This window comes from uncultured Marinobacter sp. (assembly GCF_913055835.1).
In the GTDB taxonomy this organism is placed as follows: Bacteria; Pseudomonadota; Gammaproteobacteria; order Pseudomonadales; family Oleiphilaceae; genus Marinobacter.
In genome coordinates this window covers 13,345-33,255 of sequence record NZ_CAJXKQ010000005.1, presented here as the reverse complement: position 1 = coordinate 33,255, position 19,911 = coordinate 13,345, and the positions used below count along the sequence as shown (strand labels likewise).

Sequence of the window (19,911 nt, the reverse complement as noted above, 5' to 3'; positions counted from 1 at the left end):
GCAACAGGGCAGGGTGAGCCCGCAACTCAGAGATTTGAGTAAGAACAACAACCAACCCCTGTGCTGCTTCTGGAGTTAGCCCAATGTCCATGATTTTCGGCGTCCCTGTAGCTGTGCTCTCCGGCCAGCTCCTGATCGGAATCATCAATGGCGCCTTTTACGCCCTTCTGAGCCTTGGGCTCGCGGTCATCTTCGGTCTGCTGAAGATCATCAACTTTGCCCATGGTGCCATGTACATGCTCGGCGCCATGACCACCGTCCTGATGTTTGACTATCTGGGCGTTAATTACTGGGCTGCGCTCTTGCTGGCCCCGCTGCTGGTTGGCGCCTTTGGCGTTGTTATCGAGTATTTCCTGCTGCGCCGCATCGCGGGGCAGGATCATATTTACAGCCTGCTCCTGACTTTCGGTGTGGCGCTGATTATCACCGGCGTGCTGGTTAACTGGTTTGGTGTTTCCGGCCTGCGCTACACGATGCCCGACATGTTCAAGGGTGGCGTGAATCTCGGCTTCATGTTCATGCCGTATTACCGGGCCTGGGTTATCGTTGCGGCCTTGCTGGTCTGCTTTGCAACCTGGTTCATGATCGAAAAAACCAAGCTGGGTGCCTATCTGCGTGCAGGCACAGAGGATTCCCAACTGATGCAGGGCTTCGGCATCAATGTGCCCCTGCTCATCAGCCTGACTTATGGCTTTGGAGTCGCGCTCGCCGCGTTCGCCGGTGTCCTGGCGGCCCCAATCTACTCGGTAACGCCGGTCATGGGATCGGCCACCTTGATCACGGTTTTCGCCGTTGTTGTTATCGGTGGTATGGGCTCCATTGGCGGTGCAATTATCACCGGTATTCTCATGGGCGTTATTGAAGGTCTGACCAAAACGTTCTATCCACCGGCCTCTTCGGCGGTCGTCTTCCTGGTCATGGTTCTGGTGCTCATGTTCCGGCCCAGTGGCCTGTTCGGTAAGGAGGCATAATCATGAACCAGCCAGCGAATTCTGCCGACATTCATAAGGCCATCGTTGAACAGCAGGCAGTCCAGGACCGGAAGAAGATGATGCTCAACGGCGTCCTGCTGCTTCTGTTGCTGGCCGCGCCCTTCGCGGTCTATCCGGTCTTCCTGATGAAGATCCTTTGCTTCGCGCTTTTTGCGGTAGCGTTCAACCTTCTGTTCGGATTCACCGGCCTGCTGTCATTCGGCCATGCGGCTTTCCTCGCCACGGGTGGCTACACAACAGGTTACCTGCTGAGCAATTACTCCGGACTTACCACGGAAATGGGCATCATCGCGGGCACCCTCGCGGCCACGGTTCTGGGAACCGGTTTCGCCTTGCTGTCGATTCGTCGGCAGGGCATCTATTTCGCCATGGTCACCCTGGCCCTGGCGCAGCTCGTTTTCTTCTTCTTCGTTCAGTCCGAGTTCACGGGTGGCGAAGATGGTATGCACGGTATCCCCCGGGGTGAGCTGCTGGGATTCATCAATCTCGAAGATAACCTGAACATGTACTATTTCGTGCTGGCAGTGTTTATCGCCTGCTATCTGCTGGTACAGCGCATTGTCAGTAGTCCGTACGGTCAGGTATTGAAGGCCATCAAACAGAACGAGCCCCGTGCTGTATCTCTTGGCTATAACGTGGATCGTTACAAGGTGCTGGCATTCGTGATTTCCGCAGCGCTGGCCGGTCTTGCAGGTTCCATGAAATCCGTCGTGTTCCAGCTCGCCTCCCTGAACGATGCGCACTGGCATATGTCGGGCGAAGTCATCCTGATGACTCTGGTCGGTGGTATGGGAACCCTGCTTGGCCCGGTGGTGGGTGCCACCTTTGTGGTGAATATCGAGTATAACCTTTCCCAGGGTCCCTTACGGGATTGGGTAGATCCGATTCTTGGCGGTATCTTCGTGATCACGGTTCTGGCTTTCCGAAGCGGTATCGTGGGTGAGATCCAGAAGTTCGTGAAAAAGAATCTCGGCTGAACCAGCCCTCCCACCTGAAAACCAAAAGGGCCACCTCTCGGGGTGGCCCTTTTGCATTGCCGGGGGTTGGATGCTTGTTCCGGCTTCAGGCCGGATGCCGGAAAACAAAGGCATCCATGGCCAGAACACCGTGTTCGATTCCGCCATCAATCAGCACGCCGGGTTGCTGTTCCCCGGCCGCACCGGCCGCCACCAACAGAGGAAGGAAGTGCTCTGTGGTGGGGTGCGCACGTTGTGCATGCGGCGCTTTCTCCAGTGTCGCAATCAATTGTTGGTGGTCGCCTGCCGTGACCTTTGCTCGCACCCAATCCGTGAATTCCCGAGCATAGCCAGAGGCGTTCTCGTCCCCCCAGCGAACCTCGTAAAGGTTATGGGTAAGGCTCCCAGACCCGACAATAAGCACACCCTCATGCTCGAGTGGCTGCAGGGTCTGGCCCAGCTGCCAGGCTGACTCAGGGTCAAGATCCGTTGGCATCGAAACCTGGAACACCGGCACCGAGTGATCGGGAAAAAGGTGCATCATCGGGACCCAGGCCCCGTGATCCAGGCCCCGGGTGTCGTCAGCCCGTGCGCTCCAGCCGCCTGCCTCCAGCAACGCCAGGGCGGTTCGCGCCAGTTCGGGGTGGCCGGCTGCAGGATACTCAAGATCATAGAGTTCAGCTGGAAAACCACGAAAATCGTGAATGGTCTCGGGTGTTTCTGAGAGGCCCACCCGGATTTCCGGCGTCATCCAATGCGGTGAAACCACCAGCACAGCTTCGGGCCTTGTCAGGCGTTTGCCCAACTCCGTCAGGGCCGGGCCCGCCAGGCCCGGCTCCAGTGCGAAGGTGGGAGCGCCGTGGGAAACAAACAGACTCATGATTGCTCCTCCGGGTTGCGGTGTTTATCGGGCGGCAATCGCGTGGTCAATGGACACGCGGCCTGCGCCGCTGAATACCAGGGATACCGACACGGCCAGCAAGGCCAGGCCAAACTCATAGCCATTGTTACTCATGAAAAGGCCGTTGCCGATATGAACGCTGAAAATGGCGACCAGCATGGCAAATGCCAGCACCGCACTGGCGGGGCGAACCAGCAGGCCGATGATCAGTGCCAGTCCGCCGAAGAATTCCGCACCGCCGGCCAACAGGGCCATCAGGTAGCCGGGGCTTAGCCCGATGGAATCCATCCATTGGCCGGTACCTTCCAGGCCGTAACCTCCGAACCAGCCAAACAGTTTCTGGGCGCCATGGGCGGCGAAAATGATACCGACGGGAATCCGGAGGGCCAATGCGCCCCAGCCTGCGTCAGTGCTGATCAGTTTGTTCAGGAATGCGTTGTTCATGATGAATCTCCTTGGGTGTGTTTTGACCGTGGGAGAACTTTACAAATATCAATAAACGGGATAAACATGGCTTTATTGAATTAACTGTTCCGGAAATAGAAACAATGGATCGACTGTTGGAGATGCAGACGTTCTGCAACGTGGTTGAGGCCGGCAGCTTCGTTGCTGCGTCAGAGAATCTTGGCATGTCCAAGGCCGCTGTCTCGCGCTATGTCAGCGAACTGGAAAGTCGTCTGGGGGTTCGGTTGCTGCAGCGGACCACCCGCCGCCTGTCGCTCACGGGGGAGGGCGAGGTGTTCTATGTCCGGTGTCGGGAATTATTGGCCGGGGTTGAGGAAGCCGAAGCAGAAATAACCGCCCGTAATGATGTCGCACGGGGCACGTTGAGGGTGAATGCGCCAGTGAGCTTCGGAATAAGCCATCTGGCGCCTTTATGGGGAGAATTTCACGCCCGCTATCCGGATGTGGAATTGTCGATCGACCTCTCGGACCGGCTGGTAGACATCGTCGAGGAAGGCTTTGATCTGGCCATCCGGATTGCCACGCTGCAAAGCTCCACGCTGGTCAGCCGACGGATCACCTCTACCCGGCTCATTGCCTGCGCCTCGTCGGATTACATCGCGGCTCACGGCTCCCCAGCCAAACCGGAAGATCTGGCCAGCCACCGGATCATCGGCTACAGCAACTTCACCACGGGCAACGACTGGCCCTTTGAAGGCCCTGACGGCAAGACCAGTATCCGGGTAAGGCCATGGATGTACGCCAACAACGGTGAAACCTGCTGCGCCGCCGCCGTGGCCGGACAGGGCGTGGTACTGCAGCCCGGCTTTTTGGTAAACAAAGAGCTGGAGGATGGCAGGCTGGTGGAACTGATGCCGGGGTACCGTTCCACCGAGCTGGGCGTATACGCCGTCTATCCCACCCGGAAGTTCGTCACGCCCAAAGTTCGAGCGTTGGTTGATTACCTGGTTTCGGCCTTTCCCGATGCCCTGTGAGGGCGAGGGACGGAACACCGGACGCTAGGCGTCCGGTGTTTGCAGTCGCCGTCGTTCCGCACGGCGCATCAGGAACCAGGCAATAAACGCAATCAGCGATACCGCCAGAATGATGAGCGTAGCCAGCGCGTTGATCTTCGGCGAAACGCCCATCCGCACGGATGAGAACACCACCATGGGCAGTGTTGTCGCACCCGGCCCGGACACGAAGCTGGCAATCACCAGGTCATCCAGCGACAGGGTGAAGGCCAGCAACCAGCCGGACACCAGGGCCGGGGCAATCACCGGCAGGGTAATCACGAAGAAGGTCTTCAGTGGCGTGCAGCCCAGGTCCATGGCCGCCTCCTCGATAGAGCGATCCACCTCCTGTAAACGGGCTGACACCACCACCGCCACATAGGCACTGCAGAAGGTGGTGTGTGCGATCCAGATGGTGGCCATGCCACGATCCACCGGCCAGCCAATGGTCTGGGCCATCTGTACGAACAACAGCAACAGTGACAGACCGGTGATCACCTCTGGCATAACCAGCGGCGCGGTAATCATGCTGGATAGCAGTGTGCGCCCGCGCATCTTCTTGAAGCGAGTAATCACGAACGCACACAGCGTGCCCAGGCACACCGCCATGCTGGCGGAGTAGAAGGCAATCCGCAGACTCATCCACACGGCAGAAAGGATCTGCTCATCCCGGAACAACTCGCCGTACCATTGGGTGGAAAATCCGGCCCATACCGACACCAGCCGGGACGCATTGAACGAATACACGATCAGCACAAACATCGGCAGATACAGGAACAGCAGGCCGAGAACCAGCATCACTTTTGAGAAACTGAAGGAACGGGACTTAACCATGCTTTTCCATCTCCCGGGCCTGGAACCGATGGAACAGCACGATCGGCACCAGCAGTAACAACAGCATCACGATCGCGAGGGCAGACGCCACCGGCCAGTCGCGGTTGTTGAAGAACTCCTCCCACAACACCTTGCCGATCATCAGCGTATCCGGCCCGCCCAGCAGCTCCGGAATCACGAACTCGCCCACCGCGGGGATAAACACCAGCATGGAACCGGCGAGGATGCCGGCCTTTGAGAGCGGCAGGGTGATAGCCCAGAAGGTGGTCAGGCTGCGGCAACCCAGGTCTGATGCCGCCTCTAGCAGGCGCACGTCCAGTTTCACCAGATTGGTGTAGATGGGCAGCACCATGAACGGCAGATAGGCGTAGACAATGCCCAGCACCACAGCGAAGTTGGTGTTCAGCATCTTGAGCGGCTGATCGATCAAACCCAGCCACATCAGAAAACTGTTCAGAAGCCCCTGATTGCCGAGGATGCCCATCCAGGCATAAACCCGGATCAGGAACGAGGTCCAGGAGGGCAGCATCACCATAAGCAGCAACACCAGTTGCCAGTGCTTCGGGGCCCGCGCCATGGCGTAGGCCATGGGGTAGCCAATCAGCAGGCACACCACCGTTGCCAGGAATGCCGTCTTCACCGACCCCCAATAGGCAGCGAAGTACAGACTGTCCGACAGCAGGAACAGATAATTACCGATATTCACCACCACCGAGAGGGTGTTGTCCAGCCACCGGAATACGGGCTCGTAAGGGGGAATGGCCATCACCGCCGAGGTCAGGCTGATCTTCAGCACCAGCGCAAAGGGCAGTAGGAAGAACAACAGCAGCCACAGGAACGGGATACCGAACACGACCCGGCGATTGAACAGGACTGCACGCACCCGCTCGGTCAGAGGAGTGGGTAAAAGTTTCCGTCTCATCGGCTCAGTTCCAGAGCAGGATGGGGCTGGAGGCTTCCCAGGATACGAATACCCTGTCGCCCCACGTTGGCCGCTCGCCACGGCGTTCCACGTTCGCCATGGTTGCCTGAACCCGTTTGCCGCTGGCCAGTTTCACGTAGTAGGACGTTATGTCGCCCAGATACGCGATGTTGTCTACTGTTCCGCAGCTCCAGTTGTGGTCGCCGTCGGGTTTGTCCGCGGTGAGGTAAATTTTTTCCGGGCGCAGGGCCACCAGTGTTGCGGTGCTTTCCGCCGGGGTGGTCACGCCGCGATCAATAAATACCGGCGCGTCCAGCAGGTCGCTGGTCAACGTAACGCTGTCGGCTTCGTCTTCCCGGATATAAGCCTCGAAAATGTTCACCGAGCCAATGAATTCCGCGGTCATGCGGCTGTTCGGGCTCTCGTAGATATCGATGGGCGAACCGATCTGGGCAATCCGGCCCTGTGCCATGATTGCAATACGGCTGGCCATGGTCATGGCTTCTTCCTGGTCGTGGGTCACCATCAGGCAGGTGGCGCCCACGTTTTCCAGAATTTCCACCAGCTCCAGCTGCATTTCGGTCCGCAGCTTTTTGTCCAGGGCACCCATGGGTTCGTCCAGCAACAGCAGTTTGGGACGTTTGGCCAGTGAGCGGGCCAGGGCAACCCGTTGTTGCTGACCACCGGAAAGCTGCTGGGGTTTGCGCCGGGCATAGGGTTCCATCTTGACCAGCTTCAGCATGGCGGCCACCCGATCGCGAATTTCGCTCTTGGGCAGCTTGTCCTGCTTCAGACCCATGGCAATGTTCTGCTCCACCGTCATGTGCGGGAACAGGGCATAGGACTGGAACATCATGTTGGTCGGGCGCAGGAACGGGGGCAGAGCCGTAACGTCCTGGCCGTCGAGCATGATGGTGCCGGCGTTGGGCGTTTCAAAACCCGCGAGCATGCGCAGCAGGGTGGACTTGCCGGAACCGGAGCCACCCAGCAGGGCAAAGATCTCACCCTTGTGGATGTCCAGGTTGACGTTGTCCACGGCCAGCGTGCCATCAAAGCTTTTGGAGATACCCCGAATGCTGAGTAACACCTCCGCTTGCGCGGAGGTGTTGTTGCCGTTTTCCACCGCTCAGCGACCAGACTTCACGTTGGTCCAGGTACGGGTCATCAGACGCTGGGCGTCCTGAGGCCGGCCTTCCATGATGTACAGCTTTTTCATCACCTCATCGGTGGGGTAGATGCTGGTATCACTCAGAATCTCCGGATCAACAAACTCGTTGGCCGGCTTGTTCGGGTTGGCGTACCACACATAGTTGGTCACGTCCGCGATGATCTCCGGACGCATCAGGAAGTTCATCAACTTGTGGGCATTCTCTACATTCGGCGCGCCGGCCGGGATGGTCATCATGTCGAACCACAGCACCGCACCCTCTTTGGGAATGGTGTAGCGGATCACGTTGCCGTTCTCGGCTTCCTCGGCACGGGCGGCGGCCTGCAGGATGTCGCCGGAGTAACCGGCAGCCACACACAGGTCACCGTTGGCCAGGTCGCCAATGTAACGGGACGAATGGAAGTAAGTGATGTTCGGGCGAATGGCCTTGATCACCTCACCGCCTTTCTTGATGTCGTCGGCGTTGTTGCTGTTCGGGTCCAGGCCAATGTAGGCCATAGCGGCACGCACCATTTCTTCGCCGGAATCCAGCATGGCAATACCGCAGCCGCCGGCGGCGAGCTTGCCGGTGACTTCCGGATCGAATACCAGCGCCCAGGAATCGGTGGGGGCGTTGTCGCCCAGAATTTCCTGAATGCGGCCTTCATTGTAGCCATAGCCGTTGGTGCCCCAGAGATAAGGCAGAGCAAACTGGCTACCCGGGTCTACCTTTTCCAGATCATCCATCAAATCCGGGTTCAGGTTGCTCATGTTCGGCAGCTTACTGTGGTCAAGCGCTACGAAGGCGTTGGCAGAAATCTGTTTGGCCACGTAGTGGTTGGAAGGCACAACAAGATCGTAGCCGGAACGACCGGAAAGCAGGGCTGCCTCGAGGATCTCGTTACTGTCGTAGACGTCGTAGATCACCTTGATGCCGGTTTCTTCCGTGAACTTCGCCAGGGTGTCCTCGGCGATGTAATCGGACCAGTTGTAGACACGCACTTCCTCGGCGGCAAACGCGGAGGAGGCACACAGAGACAACGCAACAGAGGCGGCCAGCGCCTGTGGCTTACACAACTTCAACATTGGATGATGTCCCTCACTCAAAAGGGATTAATACAAAACGTGCAGGACGCACGCAGTGTTGTGCAGGTCTGCTGAGGGTGGCCGCAGGTGGCAGGGGATGCCGCCTTTTGACTCCTTTAAGGCTTGTCCTGGAAACGGCGGTGGGGAACCGGCCGAATTCTCGCGATATGTATCACGAGATCGCGGAATGCGCTACGGAAATTTTCGCTGACCGATTCGGAGTTATGCGTATGCGGTGCGCGCTTTGCTGTAGAAAAACGGCGCTTTCCGGATATTTCTTTTCAAATCAATCTTGTATGCAGACTTCCTGGCTCCGTGCAGACAGGCTCTGCCATTTCTCTTTGTCGCTGTCGCGTACCTGCTCCAGGTAACGAATAACATCCAGGAAATGCTTCCGGGTCGCTCCCATGGCCTGAGCTTCTTTGCGGTGCATGCCGGAGAGATAACGCAATGCCTGGTATTCCTCAGAGTCTTTGTCCACAGACTCGCTGACAACGGCCAGGTGGGAAGAGCAGAAAATGTGGGCGTTGCGCTTATTGAAGTCGACCGTCTCAGCCCAACTGCCGGTGCTGAATGTGGCCAGGATCAGGGTCAGGCCTGCGAGAGTTTTCATGGAACGTGGCTCCCTTGCGTGGCGGTAAGTGGCTGCGCTGCTCGGTAGGCAACCCTTGCATGCTATCACATCGGAGAAGGACGGTTCCCCCGGGACGGGCTTTGGGCGGTTGTTGTCTTGATTGCCCGGCTTCCGGGCAAAATACGGTATGTGCGTATCTTGCCAAATGCTCAGGAAACCGGGATAAAGGAGCGTTGAAACTCCTGCGCCGGCCCCTCGGCACCAGGCCTGTTTGCGTAATGGAAGGCGTTCCCTATGGCTTCTGGTTCTACGAGTGCCGACTCGTTCCTTCAGGCACACCCCGAACTGCAGTTTGTTGATCTGCTGATCCCGGATATCAATGGCATTGTTCGCGGCAAGCGGGTGGATCCGTCTGCGCTGGCGAAGGTGTTTGAGCGTGGCGTGGCCATGCCGGCTTCCATCTTTGCCCTGAACATTCAGGGCACCACGGTGGAAGAAACCGGTCTGGGGCTCGACATTGGCGAGGCCGACCGTGTCTGTCTGCCCATTGAAAATACCCTCACCATGGAACCCTGGCAGAAGCGGCCCACCGCGCAGCTGCTGCTGACCATGTATGAGCTGGACCGCGAGACCCCGTTTTTTGCCGATCCTCGGGTGGTATTGCAGAACATCATTAAGCGGTTTGAGGAGCTCGGGCTGACTCCGGTAGCTGCCTTTGAGCTGGAGTTCTACCTGATCGACCAGGAGAACCTCTCGGGTCGCCCCCAGCCGCCAAAATCGCCTATTTCCGGAAAGCGCCCGGCTGGCACCCAGGCCTATTCCATTGATGATCTCGACGAATACGCGGAATTCCTGGCGGACGTGTTGGATGCCGCCCATGAGCAGGAGCTGCCAGCTGATGCGCTGGTGGCCGAATCGGCGCCTGGCCAGTTCGAAGTCAACCTGCATTACGTGGATGACGCCGTACAGGCCTGCGACCACGCGACGTTGTTGAAGCGGCTGATCAAGAACATGGCCTACGACCATGAAATGGACACCACCTTCATGGCCAAGCCCTATCACAACCAGGCCGGCAGCGGCATGCACCTGCACGTGAGCCTGGTGGACAGCGAGGGCCGCAACGTATTTGCCGGTGACGCAGAAGCACCCAACGATATGCTGCGCTGGGCGGTTGGCGGGTTGGTGGCCACCATGAACGATGCCATGGCGCTGTTCTGCCCGAATATCAATTCCTACCGACGGTTCAGCCCGGAGTACTATGTGCCCAGTGCTGCCACCTGGGGCGTGGACAACCGCACTGCGTCGCTGCGTCTGCCGGGCGGTGATCCGGAGGCCCTGCGAATCGAACACCGGGTCGCCGGTGCCGATGCCAACCCGTACCTGTTGATGGCAGCCGTGCTGGCTGGCATGCATTACGGTATCTCCAACCGGATCGAGCCACCACCGGTCACCGTGGGTAATGCCCATGAGCAGCACGAAGCCTCATTGGTGAATAACCTGCGGGATGCCTTGCGGGAGCTGGGGCAATCGAAAGTGATGGCTGATTATCTCGGCAGCCAGTTTCTGGATGTGTTCGTGGCCTGCAAAGAGCATGAGCTCAATGAGTTCGAGATGACCATCTCGGACCTGGAGTATCTCTGGTACCTCCACACGGTATAGCGGTGTGTGAGCCGTAAAAAACGGCGCCTCGAGGGCGCCGTTTTGCATTTGCCAACTGACTCTTTCCCCTCTACTCCAGAACCAGCCAGGTCGCTTTCAATTCGGTGTACTTGTCGAACGCGTGGACCGACTTGTCGCGACCATTGCCGGACTGCTTGAAGCCACCGAAGGGTGCGGTCATATCACCGCCGTCATAGTGATTAATCCAAACGCTGCCGGCTCGCAGGGCCTTGGCCACCTTGTGGGCAGTATTGATATTGGAAGTCCACACTGCCGCTGCCAGGCCGTAGATGGAATCGTTGGCAATGCGGACGGCCTCATCAGCTGTATCGAACCCGATCACCGAGAGCACTGGCCCGAAGATTTCCTCGGAGGCAATGCGCATCTGGTTATTCACCCCGTCAAACACTGTGGGCTGAACAAACAGGCCGCCCGTGTTTTCCAGAATCCGCTGTCCGCCCTCCACCAGGCGTGCGCCCTCAGATTGTCCGATGCCGATGTAGTCGATGATCCGATCAAGCTGGGCCTGGTCGACGATTGCGCCGCAGGTGGTGGCCGGGTCCAGCGGGTGTCCGGGGCGCCAGGTTTTCAGGGCTTCGCGAATCAGCTCAACAAACTCGCCACGAATGCTGTTTTCGACCAGCAGGCGACTGCCGGCAGTACACACCTCACCCTGGTTGAAGGCAATGGCACTCGCCGCCTCGGCAGCGGCTTTTTTCAGGTCTGGCGCATCGGCGAAGATAATGTTCGGGCTCTTGCCACCCGCCTCCAGCCACACCCGTTTCATGTTGGACTGGCCGGCGTAAATCATCAGTTGTTTGGCCACATTTGTGGAACCGGTAAATACCAGGCAGTCCACGTCCATGTGCAGCGCCAGGGCCCTGCCCACGGTGTGCCCATAGCCCGGCAGCACATTGAAAACGCCGGCGGGAACGCACGCTTCCTCGGCCAGGGCGGCCAGGCGAATGGCGCTCAGGGGAGATTTCTCGGAGGGCTTCAGTATGACTGAATTACCCGTGGCCAGAGCCGGCGCGATTTTCCAGGCCGCCATGATCATCGGAAAGTTCCAGGGCACGATGGCCGCCACCACACCCATGGGCTCTCGGGAAATCATGCCAATCTGGTTGTGGGGCGTGGGGGCAAGCTCACCGTACACCTTGTCGATGGCCTCGGCGGTCCAGCGGATCGCCCGGGCGGTGGCCGGCACATCCACGTTCCTGGCGTGGCTGATGGGCTTGCCCATGTCCAGGGTTTCCAGCAGGGCGAGCTCGTCGCCGTGGGCTTCGATAAGCTCAGCGAACCGGAGCAGCACCGCCTTGCGTTTGGCTGGTGCCAGTTGGCTCCAAATGCCTGCCTCAAAGGCGGAGCGGGCAGCCATAACGGCCTGGTCGGCATCGCTCTGATCACAGCTGGCGATGGCGGTCAGCTCGCGCCCGTCAATCGGGCTGATTGAGGTAAAGGTCCCTCCACTGGCAGCCCATTGATAGGCGCCGTTCAGGTAAGCGCGGCCCTCGAGTGTGAGCTTGTCGGTCAGGGCCTGCCATTCGGCCTGGCTGGTTGGGGTACAAGAGCTGACGGGTTGATTCATTGGCGCCTCGCAGGCTGTAGAGTTGTGCAATCATAGCAGCACTTTCACGCCCCGGCGCCGCCCGCGATATAGGTATAAGAACGTGTCTTTCCGAACGCCCGGCGCTGGCATAGACTTTCTGCGGCGCGGATCGTTGGCGCCGGTTCCTGAACGTCTCTATCACCCTGTCTGGCGTCACATAATGATCGAGTATCCCCCGGTTCCCTCGTATTACGCAGCTTCCGCCAACCCGGCCCCTGTGCGCCCGGCGCTGCAAGGATCCTGCAAGGCCGATGTCTGTGTTGTCGGTGCCGGCTACACCGGTCTGTCGACGGCATTATTTCTGGCGGAAGCCGGTTTCCGTGTGGTGGTTCTGGAAGCTGCAACCGTTGGCTGGGGTGCTTCGGGGCGCAATGGTGGCCAGATCGTCAACAGCTTTAGCCGCGACCTGGACAGCATCGAACGACAGACTTCAGAAGGCCACCTGAAGCTGCTGTCTGAAATGGCTTTCGAGGGCAGCCAGATTATTCGCCAGCGGGTGAAGAGCTATGGCATTCGCTGCGACCTGAAGGAAGGCGGTATTTTTGCCGCGCTCAACTCAAAGCAACTCAAGCACCTGGAATCCCAGCAGGCGCTGTGGCGCCGATTCGGGTATGACCAGCTGGAATTGCTGGATCGGAATGCTATCCGCTCCCGGGTTGCCACGGAACGGTATGTCGGCGGCGCCATCGATCACGCGGGCGGCCACATTCATCCGCTAAATCTGGCCCTCGGTGAAGCCGCAGCGCTGGAGTCGCGCGCGGGTGTGATTCACGAACACTCAACGGTAACGGGCATCGTTCCCGGTAAAACTGTAACCGTTAAAACCGACATGGGCGAGGTGAGGGCGCAGTATGTAGTTCTGGCGGGCAATGCCTATCTCGGCAGCCTGGTGCCGGAACTTGGCGCCAAATCCATGCCATGCGGCTCGCAGATTATTGCCACCGAACCGCTGGACGATGCCGTCGCCAGAGACTTGCTTCCCAACGACAACTGCGTCGAAGACTGCAACTACCTGCTGGACTACTTCCGGCTGTCGGGTGACAAACGCCTGATTTACGGAGGTGGTGTGGTCTACGGCGCCCGGGACCCGGCTAACATCGAACGGCTGATTCGTCCGAATATGCTGAAAACCTTCCCGCAACTGGCGAACGCGAAGATCGAGTACGCCTGGACCGGCAATTTCCTGCTTACGCTGTCGCGACTGCCCCAGCTCGGCCGATTGCACGAGAATGTGTTCTACTCCCAGGGTTGCTCCGGCCATGGTGTCACATTTACTCACGTTGCCGGGAAGGCGCTGGCACTCGCGATCCAGGGGCAGGCGGAGAGGTTCGACGCGTTCGCCAGCCTGCCTCACTACCCGTTCCCGGGTGGGCGCGTGTTCCGGGTACCTTTGACGGCAATGGGCGCCTGGTATTATGCGTTGCGGGACAAGCTAGGGGTTTGAGTTCCAGGGCGGATCAAGACTTGCCGTAAATCGACAGCTCACGTCCATGCCGTTCCGGCTTCGGGTCGTCAATTGACTCCACGGCTTCAATCTGAGCAACGTACTCAGCTGGCAGGCCGTTTTCCCGGGCGCCGATGAGTACATGGTCCTTGTACCAGTGGAAAGGCTTTAGTGCATTGTTGATGCGGGTGGCGTAGTACATCCAGGCCTGCAGTCTTTCGCTGCCGGTTGCGAGCTCTACCTGCTTTTCATCGTAGCCGAATCCCAGGGCCTCATGCCGGTCAAGCTCCGGTTTTTCTCCCTCGTCGATCTCGTAAACCACGCCAATCACGCGGTCTTCAGGGTTACCGGTTTCTTCCGCATTGCATTTGGCCGAGCCGTCTCCTGCAGACTTGTGAAAGCGAAGCCGGTGAGCAGGTAACTCTGCCACAGCCACGAACCGGGCCGATGGCACCCGGGCCTGCAGTCTTCTTCGTGACATGTTGGAGCCGTAGGTGAAGCAAAACATGAAGTCCGCTGTATCTCCGTTATCGGGGAGGGGCCTGCGAATAACTGTGAAGCCGCTCTCACTCTATCAACGTTTAAATTTGTAATCAGATTTCGCGCCAGTCGTTACCGGCCTACAGCCGGAATGTGGGCCTGATAGGCAAAAATACCGTAAAACAATGCCTTATAAACCGCAATCCGGGCCCGGGGCTGTAACCTTCCATCACAACGTGTATCCCTCCGTAAACGCCAAATTCCTGACGGACTTGCTCCGGAAAATCCGGAACTGCGCCGCATATAACCGAAAACTGCCGCTGTAAGATTCGCTCAAATTCGTCAAATAATTGGTGTTAAAAGATGTCATATTGCGGCAAAAAACTAACGAAGCAAGGACTGCTGATGTTACCCGCGGTCTTTCTGCTTTCGGGCTGCGGTCTGGACATTACGAGTGAGGAAACCACCACGACGTCAAAGGCTCCGGCCACGCCTGAGCCGACGGTGCAGATTGCCGGCGCAGCAATGAAGGGCGTCATTCAGCAGGGATTGGTTGTTGCCAATCGCCTGATTGCGGATAAAGACGGCTACTACGCGCCTCAGCGCCAGGCAGCGAAACCGGTGTTGACGGCAGACGATGGCAGTTACGAATGGCAGCTCCGCGGCAAAGCCGAGGGCTGGGCCCTGGTAGAGCTTACGGCCGATGGCGGCACCCGTATGATCTGCGATGTGGTGCCCCAGTGCGATCAGGCGGGTAGTGCACCGGTAGCCTTTGGCCAGACCATGCCCCTGGACAGCAATTTCAGCCTCCGCGGTGCGGGCGATCTGCGCATGGAAACCGTGAACCTCACTCCGCTGACCCATCTGGCCGTAACATTGGCCGAGCGCAGTGGTGAAGGCCTTTCACCGGTTGCCATTTCCAATGCCTACACCACAGTGGAAAACTGGTTCGGCCTTCCTGCCGGCGCCTTGCGCCTGACTCCGCCGGATCTCACCAATCTGGATGGAATGACAGGCGTAACCGCTGACGCCATTCAGGTTGCGATTGCCAATGCGGCATTCCTGGCCCTGGTGAATGACAACGCCCAATGGGATTCGATTTCCGATGTGCTGGCGGATGTCACCTCACAGGTCAGCGCCACCGGCCAGATCAGCGTTATGGGTGACGGTACCAACGTTGCTCTGGCGGATCTTGTCAGTGCCGCTGCCCTGCAGTCTTCTGAGCTTCAGAATGCCGTGGATTCAAGTGTCATCAGCCAGAAACTGGTGGTTGTCGAGTATCGTAATGTGCAGCGCTTCAAAACCATTGCCGACGTAAATGAAGAGACTGACACCGGTGTTGCCGACTCCGGTGAAACCACCGAAGAAGTCACCGGCGGCGATGAAACCGCTGGCACTGATTCCGGCAGCACCACTGACAGCTCGACGGACACCAGCACCGATACAGCTACCGACAATTCTACTGGTTCAACTGACGAGCAGGTTGCCGGTACAACTGAACCCGACACCTCAGGTGATGTGACTTCAGGCGGTGAAACAACCACGGATACTACGACTGACGAAACCGTCGCAGACACAGGAACAAACACTGAAACCAGTGAGCCAGTCACCGAAACCACGCCCGAGGAAACTGTCCCGGCAAATACGGCGCTGTTGAGCTGGACTGCACCACTGACCCGCGAGAATGGCGAGAGCCTGGCCATGGGCGAAATCGCTGGCTTCGAAGTGGTCTACGGCACCAGTGCTGAGAACCTTGACCAGAGCCTGGCGATAGGTGACGCCTCTGTCGACGAGCTGCTGGTCGATGAGCTGACTGAGGGCACCTGGTACTTCGCTATCCGCACCCTGGATACCGATGGCAACCGCAGCCGCCTGTCCGAGGTGGTGTACAAACAGATCTGATCTGGTATTGAGAGGCAGCGCTGCCCCTGTGGGCTTCGCTGCCGGCCTGCTAACATGTACCAGGTAACGGCTTCACTCTGAGTACATCATGGAATTTCCCGACGATCGCCACTCCCTCCTTGAAGTCATCCCCGATGTTCGCGACGGCCTCACTCGTACCGAGCGCATCATTCTTTACGTTCTGCAGGAAACCCAGCGTGAACTGAACGGCCGCAACGTGCCTACCGCCATGTTGTATGGCCGGGTGCTTGAATACGTGGATATGAGCGAGGCGGAACTGCACCTGTATCTGGACAGATTGGGCGTGAAAGGAGATGGCAGCCACGAATGACCGCGGTTTGAGTTGCCGGCTGCATCTGCCAGTCAGCGCAGCAGCCGGCAATAACGACAGCGATTATTTCGCTGTGATAGTGGACATCACCAGCTTGCCGTCTCTCTTGATCGGTCCATCTTCCTTGGCACCCAGGGTGTACTCGAAAATACCCGTTTTCATGCCGCCGTCTTCGCTGTGAACCATCAGCATCAGCATGTCACCGGATTGAACTTCCTCGGTGAGGATAGCCGCGACATCCATGTTCATGCCTTTGCGCAACGGTGCATGGGCAACCACCGGGCCGGGCTTCATGGATTCGTCGGTGCGATGAACCACCAGCCAGCCATTTTGTTCGGCAACCACCTTCCTGGCGGATACAACGCCGTTGGCGACGGACTGATCATTGGTCCAGACACCGGCTTTATGCTCAGCGGCCAGTGCCGAGCCGGTTGCGAAAGCGCCGGAAACCACGGCGGCCAGAAGTACGGATGTTTTTGCGTGCTTGGTCATTGCGTTCTCCTAAGTCTCAGTGTTTCCCGCCCTTTGGGTTGTTATCGGGCGGGTTAACTGCAGCTACGGGAGTGGATGCGCAAAGTTTCAGGTACCGGTGAATTTTTGTGGTCCCGACTACTGATTATTGCCATCGGTGGGGTAGAGGTAACCGTGAATCGCCGGCCCGGTCGGCTGGCCAGTGGGTGAGCCGCCTTCCGGCTCGACACTGATACCGAACGTGGCTTCCTTGAGCAGGGCTGGGTCGTAACTTCTCAAGGCCCCCTCATCAAGTTTGAAATCGTTGCCCAGAACGCCCACCGAACGCGGGTTTGGCCCCAGCTCATCTGCCTTGATCCACAACTGATAGGATTTTCCGGGTCTTGGCTCGGCGGTCACCGGCCGGATATTGAGCCGTTGCTCCTTCAGATCCACTGTTAGCAGGAATGCCGGTTGCTCATCGTTATGCTGGAACACCGCTACAAAAGACTGCGTTTCTGGCGTGGGCTGTGGCTGCAACACCAGAACCGCCATCAAGACCAGGGCCGCCGCCGAAGCAACCGCCGTGCTCCAGCGCCAGCGAGTCAGCTGGCTACGCAGTGCAACCACGTTGGAGGTTTCAGCAGCCTTGCGGGGTGTCGATTCGATTCGGTCCAGAGCCTTCTCGATTTTTGCGAACAGCGCGGGCGACGGCTGCACGGGCTCGGTTTCTTCAGCCAGCCTGCCCAATCGCTCTTCCCATTGCAGAATCAGTGCCTCCACCTCCGGATCCTCGCGGCGCCGGGTTTCAACATACTCCCGCTCCTGGGCCGGTAAGGTGCCCAGAACGAACTCTGCAACAAGCATGTCCAGGTCGTCGCGTTCCGTCATGATTCCAGGCACCTTTTGATCTGTTTCAGGGCGCGGTGTAGCCAGGTTTTCACCGTATTGACCGGCTGCTCGAACTGGCTTGCCAGATCTTCCCGGGACCAGCCGTTGAGGTAGGCCAGGCGCACCATGTCCTGTCGGTCTTTCTCCAGCTGGTCTATGCAGTGATTCAGCTTATTTGCTGCCTGCTGGTCTTCCAGCTGTTCCTGAGCGGTTGACTGTCTGCCCGGCATCTCGTCCAGCTCATCGCTGTTCGTGGTGCGTCCGGCTGGGTGTTTGCGCAGCTCATCAATTGCACTGTTACGGGCAATCGAAACCAGCCAGGTGATAGGTGAGGATTTGCCGTCCTGAAATTGCTCTGCTTTCTGCCAGATCTTGAGGTAACTGTCCTGGATAACATCGTCTGCCCATCCTCTGTCTCTGAGGATACGCAACACGGTGCCCAGAAGTTTCGTGGCAGTTGCCTGGTAGAGGAGGGCGAACGCCTGGCGGTCTTTCTGAGCCACACGGTGAATCAGCTCAGCAACATGCTCAGGGGTGTCTGAGGGCGACTGCGAATTCGGCGCGCCGATGGCATTGTCTGGGAGCTGATGGGAGTCAGGCTTCATGGTGCCTCGGGCTATGGTGTCTGTTCAGCAGGTTACTGGTTGGTTCGCCGTTGCTCAACAGGAATTTGCCCGAAGGCCATCAGCTGAAACGGGTGGTTGTGAGGAAGGGAGGGTGCTCCCCTCCTCACGTTAGGGGTTGTGGTCAACGGCTCAGCCGCTAACCTGACGCCCGATATGGTCGATCACCTCGCCATGCTCGTGCTCGGGGCTGAACATCACAATGTCGGTGTCGGCCTCCGCTCTCACACTGTGGCCGGGAGGCCAGTAGAACAGATCACCACTGCGGGAAGTTTCTTCTGTGCCATCGGTATAGATCGCGGTAATTTCGCCGCTTACCACGTATCCCCAATGGGGGCTCTGACAACTGTCGTTTTCAAGCCCGTGAAGCAACTCGGTTATATCGGTGCCAGCGCCAAAGGAAAAGTATTCGGCGCCCATCTTCCCGTAGCCCGTAACATCTCCGAAATCGGTTTTCTGACGGGCTATTGCACCGGGAGCATCGATCCGTATAGGTACATCTTCTTTTGCGATATGCATAAAGACTACCTCCGTGTCGATTAATTGCCAGGGCCTTACCCACGGCACGCTTACTTCGGGTTTGGCCCTGTCGATCACAATAGCACAGTGTTTTGCTTGCGCCACCGCACCGGCGGCATGCCCGTCCAGCGGCGGAATGCGCGGTAAAAGGTGCTTACCTCGGCAAATCCCAACGCTTCGGCAATTTCCGGCAGGGAAGAGGTGGAATCAGCGACCGCCTGCAGGGCTTTTTCACGGCGTACGTCGTCTACAAGCCCATCAAAGGTCTGGCCCTGCTCATGGAGGCGTCGGGCCAGGCTGCGTTCGCTGATGCCAAGGGCTTCGGCTGCGTCTGTCCGGCGGGGTAGCACCGGCCCAATACGAGCGGTGAGCCATCTGCGTATTTCTGGCACCGAGGCACTGTTGATGGAGAGGGCGGCGAGGCGAGCGGTTGTGTAGCGCTCGTGCACCTGGGCAAGCTGTGGGTCCGCCTGGGGCAGGCGCTGGTCCAGAACACTGTTGTCAATCAGTACCCCGCTGAATGCCTGCTCGAACTCCACCGGGCAATTGAATACGGTTTGGTAACCGGCTAACGGCCCCAACCGGGGTTGGCTGAATTGCACCCGGGCCGGCTGCATTCGGGTGCCTGTCACCCAGCTCCCGAAGCCCACCACCGAAGCCAGCACCGCCTCGATCTGGTGGGGGCTGAATGCCAGCTGGCCTTGCCGGGGATGATACACCAGCCAGGTCGCAGCATTGCCGGCGACAACCTGGAAGCGCCCGCCATCGGAGATCAGCCGCTGGAAACGCTGAACCATCACGATGGCTTCCCGAAGCGTGGCTGCGGATTGCAGCGCAAAACCGACGCCGCTGATACTCATCGGGGAAAACTCGGCACCCACTTTCAGGCCGAAGCCCGGATCGCCGGTGCAGCGCTCGGCGGCGTGCCAGAGCCGGGTGATATCGTCGATCGGCCAGCGTTCCAGTTCGCAGGCGGAGTGCGGAATACCCGCCTCTGCCAGCAGTTGGTCGGCCGTTACCGACAGCCTCTGCGCAGCACCGATCACGGTGTTAACCCAGCCAATGGAAACGGTGGCCTCTAAAGTCAATTTTGATGGCCTCTGATGTCAATTTTAAAGCCATGGTACCGGTATA

The 19,911-nt window shown here is 58.6% G+C and carries 21 protein-coding genes; 7 read left to right on the top strand and 14 right to left on the bottom strand.

Annotated features, from left to right (window positions below; all coding sequences use genetic code 11):
* The first annotated feature begins 83 nt into the window (after window positions 1-83).
* Window positions 84-971: a branched-chain amino acid ABC transporter permease gene (locus QZ534_RS04610; RefSeq protein ID WP_296931901.1), complete on the top strand. Its 888-nt coding sequence runs from the start codon at window positions 84-86 to the stop codon at window positions 969-971.
* Window positions 972-973: 2 nt separating this feature from the next.
* Window positions 974-1,969: a branched-chain amino acid ABC transporter permease gene (locus QZ534_RS04605; RefSeq protein WP_296931899.1), complete on the top strand. Its 996-nt coding sequence runs from the start codon at window positions 974-976 to the stop codon at window positions 1,967-1,969.
* Window positions 1,970-2,054: 85 nt separating this feature from the next.
* Here QZ534_RS04605 and QZ534_RS04600 read toward each other — a convergent pair whose 3' ends face one another.
* Window positions 2,055-2,828, bottom strand: a complete 774-nt coding sequence (locus QZ534_RS04600; RefSeq protein ID WP_296931897.1) for a class III extradiol ring-cleavage dioxygenase — start codon at window positions 2,826-2,828, stop codon at window positions 2,055-2,057.
* 24 nt (window positions 2,829-2,852) lie between these two features.
* Window positions 2,853-3,293 carry a DoxX family protein gene (locus tag QZ534_RS04595; protein ID WP_296931895.1) on the bottom strand — a complete coding sequence of 147 codons (441 nt, stop codon included), beginning with the start codon at window positions 3,291-3,293 and terminating at the stop codon, window positions 2,853-2,855.
* A gap of 104 nt (window positions 3,294-3,397) precedes the next feature.
* Here QZ534_RS04595 and QZ534_RS04590 point away from each other — a divergent pair, with 104 nt between their 5' ends.
* Complete coding sequence (locus QZ534_RS04590; RefSeq protein ID WP_296931893.1) at window positions 3,398-4,288, top strand: LysR family transcriptional regulator; 891 nt, start codon at window positions 3,398-3,400, stop codon at window positions 4,286-4,288.
* Between the two features lie 24 nt (window positions 4,289-4,312).
* Here QZ534_RS04590 and QZ534_RS04585 read toward each other — a convergent pair whose 3' ends face one another.
* The 5 genes from QZ534_RS04585 to QZ534_RS04565 all read right to left on the bottom strand — a co-directional run bounded on the left by QZ534_RS04585 (window position 4,313) and on the right by QZ534_RS04565 (window position 8,908).
* Window positions 4,313-5,140, bottom strand: coding sequence for an ABC transporter permease subunit (locus QZ534_RS04585; protein WP_296931891.1), 828 nt, complete (start codon window positions 5,138-5,140; stop codon window positions 4,313-4,315).
* A complete protein-coding gene (locus tag QZ534_RS04580; RefSeq protein WP_296931889.1) occupies window positions 5,133-6,062 on the bottom strand; it encodes an ABC transporter permease subunit in 930 nt (309 codons plus the stop codon). The genes QZ534_RS04585 and QZ534_RS04580 overlap by 8 nt, the downstream gene beginning before the upstream one ends.
* Before the next feature lie 4 nt (window positions 6,063-6,066).
* Window positions 6,067-7,185 carry a polyamine ABC transporter ATP-binding protein gene (gene potA, locus QZ534_RS04575; protein ID WP_296931887.1) on the bottom strand — a complete coding sequence of 373 codons (1,119 nt, stop codon included), beginning with the start codon at window positions 7,183-7,185 and terminating at the stop codon, window positions 6,067-6,069.
* A 3-nt stretch (window positions 7,186-7,188) separates the two neighbouring features.
* The gene (locus QZ534_RS04570; protein WP_296931885.1) at window positions 7,189-8,295 is read right to left on the bottom strand and encodes a polyamine ABC transporter substrate-binding protein; all 1,107 of its coding nucleotides are present in this window, start codon (window positions 8,293-8,295) and stop codon (window positions 7,189-7,191) included.
* A gap of 286 nt (window positions 8,296-8,581) precedes the next feature.
* Window positions 8,582-8,908: a hypothetical protein gene (locus QZ534_RS04565; protein WP_296931883.1), complete on the bottom strand. Its 327-nt coding sequence runs from the start codon at window positions 8,906-8,908 to the stop codon at window positions 8,582-8,584.
* Between the two features lie 255 nt (window positions 8,909-9,163).
* Here QZ534_RS04565 and QZ534_RS04560 point away from each other — a divergent pair, with 255 nt between their 5' ends.
* A complete protein-coding gene (locus tag QZ534_RS04560; RefSeq protein ID WP_296931882.1) occupies window positions 9,164-10,528 on the top strand; it encodes a glutamine synthetase family protein in 1,365 nt (454 codons plus the stop codon).
* A 70-nt stretch (window positions 10,529-10,598) separates the two neighbouring features.
* On the opposite strand, the gene QZ534_RS04555 is transcribed toward QZ534_RS04560, so the two are convergent.
* A complete protein-coding gene (locus QZ534_RS04555) occupies window positions 10,599-12,116 on the bottom strand; it encodes an aldehyde dehydrogenase (protein ID WP_296931880.1) in 1,518 nt (505 codons plus the stop codon).
* A 184-nt stretch (window positions 12,117-12,300) separates the two neighbouring features.
* On the opposite strand from QZ534_RS04555, the gene QZ534_RS04550 reads away from it, so the two are divergent.
* Window positions 12,301-13,581: an FAD-binding oxidoreductase gene (locus QZ534_RS04550; protein ID WP_296932191.1), complete on the top strand. Its 1,281-nt coding sequence runs from the start codon at window positions 12,301-12,303 to the stop codon at window positions 13,579-13,581.
* A 13-nt stretch (window positions 13,582-13,594) separates the two neighbouring features.
* Here QZ534_RS04550 and QZ534_RS04545 read toward each other — a convergent pair whose 3' ends face one another.
* A complete protein-coding gene (locus tag QZ534_RS04545) occupies window positions 13,595-14,089 on the bottom strand; it encodes a gamma-glutamylcyclotransferase family protein (RefSeq protein ID WP_296931879.1) in 495 nt (164 codons plus the stop codon).
* Between the two features lie 377 nt (window positions 14,090-14,466).
* Here QZ534_RS04545 and QZ534_RS04540 point away from each other — a divergent pair, with 377 nt between their 5' ends.
* Together QZ534_RS04540 and QZ534_RS04535 are read left to right on the top strand one after the other, a co-directional pair.
* Complete coding sequence (locus tag QZ534_RS04540; protein WP_296931877.1) at window positions 14,467-15,963, top strand: hypothetical protein; 1,497 nt, start codon at window positions 14,467-14,469, stop codon at window positions 15,961-15,963.
* Between the two features lie 88 nt (window positions 15,964-16,051).
* The gene (locus tag QZ534_RS04535) at window positions 16,052-16,294 is read left to right on the top strand and encodes a hypothetical protein (RefSeq protein ID WP_296931875.1); all 243 of its coding nucleotides are present in this window, start codon (window positions 16,052-16,054) and stop codon (window positions 16,292-16,294) included.
* Window positions 16,295-16,357: 63 nt separating this feature from the next.
* Here the strand turns inward: QZ534_RS04535 and QZ534_RS04530 are convergent, their stop codons facing one another.
* The 5 genes from QZ534_RS04530 to QZ534_RS04510 all read right to left on the bottom strand — a co-directional run bounded on the left by QZ534_RS04530 (window position 16,358) and on the right by QZ534_RS04510 (window position 19,865).
* Complete coding sequence (locus QZ534_RS04530) at window positions 16,358-16,786, bottom strand: hypothetical protein (RefSeq protein WP_296931873.1); 429 nt, start codon at window positions 16,784-16,786, stop codon at window positions 16,358-16,360.
* Between the two features lie 117 nt (window positions 16,787-16,903).
* The gene (locus QZ534_RS04525) at window positions 16,904-17,635 is read right to left on the bottom strand and encodes an anti-sigma factor (protein WP_296931871.1); all 732 of its coding nucleotides are present in this window, start codon (window positions 17,633-17,635) and stop codon (window positions 16,904-16,906) included.
* A complete protein-coding gene (locus QZ534_RS04520; protein WP_296931869.1) occupies window positions 17,632-18,240 on the bottom strand; it encodes a sigma-70 family RNA polymerase sigma factor in 609 nt (202 codons plus the stop codon). Before QZ534_RS04520 ends, QZ534_RS04525 begins: the two co-directional genes overlap by 4 nt.
* 150 nt (window positions 18,241-18,390) lie before the next feature.
* On the bottom strand, window positions 18,391-18,777 hold the full coding sequence (locus QZ534_RS04515) for a hypothetical protein (RefSeq protein WP_296931866.1): 387 nt from the start codon (window positions 18,775-18,777) through the stop codon (window positions 18,391-18,393).
* Between the two features lie 74 nt (window positions 18,778-18,851).
* Window positions 18,852-19,865: an AraC family transcriptional regulator gene (locus tag QZ534_RS04510; RefSeq protein WP_296931864.1), complete on the bottom strand. Its 1,014-nt coding sequence runs from the start codon at window positions 19,863-19,865 to the stop codon at window positions 18,852-18,854.
* Between the last annotated feature and the right edge of the window lie 46 nt (window positions 19,866-19,911).

Excerpts from the sequence above, each read along its gene's own strand:
- QZ534_RS04530 (WP_296931873.1), bottom strand. The coding sequence starts at position 16,786 with ATGACCAAGCACGCAAAAACATCCGTACTTCTGGCCGCCGTGGTTTCC.
- QZ534_RS04590 (WP_296931893.1), top strand. The coding sequence starts at position 3,398 with ATGGATCGACTGTTGGAGATGCAGACGTTCTGCAACGTGGTTGAGGCC.
- QZ534_RS04585 (WP_296931891.1), bottom strand. The coding sequence starts at position 5,140 with ATGGTTAAGTCCCGTTCCTTCAGTTTCTCAAAAGTGATGCTGGTTCTC.
- QZ534_RS04570 (WP_296931885.1), bottom strand. The coding sequence starts at position 8,295 with ATGTTGAAGTTGTGTAAGCCACAGGCGCTGGCCGCCTCTGTTGCGTTG.
- QZ534_RS04600 (WP_296931897.1), bottom strand. The coding sequence starts at position 2,828 with ATGAGTCTGTTTGTTTCCCACGGCGCTCCCACCTTCGCACTGGAGCCG.
- QZ534_RS04535 (WP_296931875.1), top strand. The coding sequence starts at position 16,052 with ATGGAATTTCCCGACGATCGCCACTCCCTCCTTGAAGTCATCCCCGAT.
- QZ534_RS04520 (WP_296931869.1), bottom strand. The coding sequence starts at position 18,240 with ATGAAGCCTGACTCCCATCAGCTCCCAGACAATGCCATCGGCGCGCCG.
- QZ534_RS04580 (WP_296931889.1), bottom strand. The coding sequence starts at position 6,062 with ATGAGACGGAAACTTTTACCCACTCCTCTGACCGAGCGGGTGCGTGCA.
- QZ534_RS04610 (WP_296931901.1), top strand. The coding sequence starts at position 84 with ATGTCCATGATTTTCGGCGTCCCTGTAGCTGTGCTCTCCGGCCAGCTC.
- QZ534_RS04515 (WP_296931866.1), bottom strand. The coding sequence starts at position 18,777 with ATGCATATCGCAAAAGAAGATGTACCTATACGGATCGATGCTCCCGGT.
- QZ534_RS04545 (WP_296931879.1), bottom strand. The coding sequence starts at position 14,089 with ATGTTTTGCTTCACCTACGGCTCCAACATGTCACGAAGAAGACTGCAG.
- QZ534_RS04525 (WP_296931871.1), bottom strand. The coding sequence starts at position 17,635 with ATGACGGAACGCGACGACCTGGACATGCTTGTTGCAGAGTTCGTTCTG.
- QZ534_RS04605 (WP_296931899.1), top strand. The coding sequence starts at position 974 with ATGAACCAGCCAGCGAATTCTGCCGACATTCATAAGGCCATCGTTGAA.
- QZ534_RS04560 (WP_296931882.1), top strand. The coding sequence starts at position 9,164 with ATGGCTTCTGGTTCTACGAGTGCCGACTCGTTCCTTCAGGCACACCCC.
- QZ534_RS04555 (WP_296931880.1), bottom strand. The coding sequence starts at position 12,116 with ATGAATCAACCCGTCAGCTCTTGTACCCCAACCAGCCAGGCCGAATGG.
- QZ534_RS04595 (WP_296931895.1), bottom strand. The coding sequence starts at position 3,293 with ATGAACAACGCATTCCTGAACAAACTGATCAGCACTGACGCAGGCTGG.
- QZ534_RS04565 (WP_296931883.1), bottom strand. The coding sequence starts at position 8,908 with ATGAAAACTCTCGCAGGCCTGACCCTGATCCTGGCCACATTCAGCACC.
- QZ534_RS04540 (WP_296931877.1), top strand. The coding sequence starts at position 14,467 with ATGTTACCCGCGGTCTTTCTGCTTTCGGGCTGCGGTCTGGACATTACG.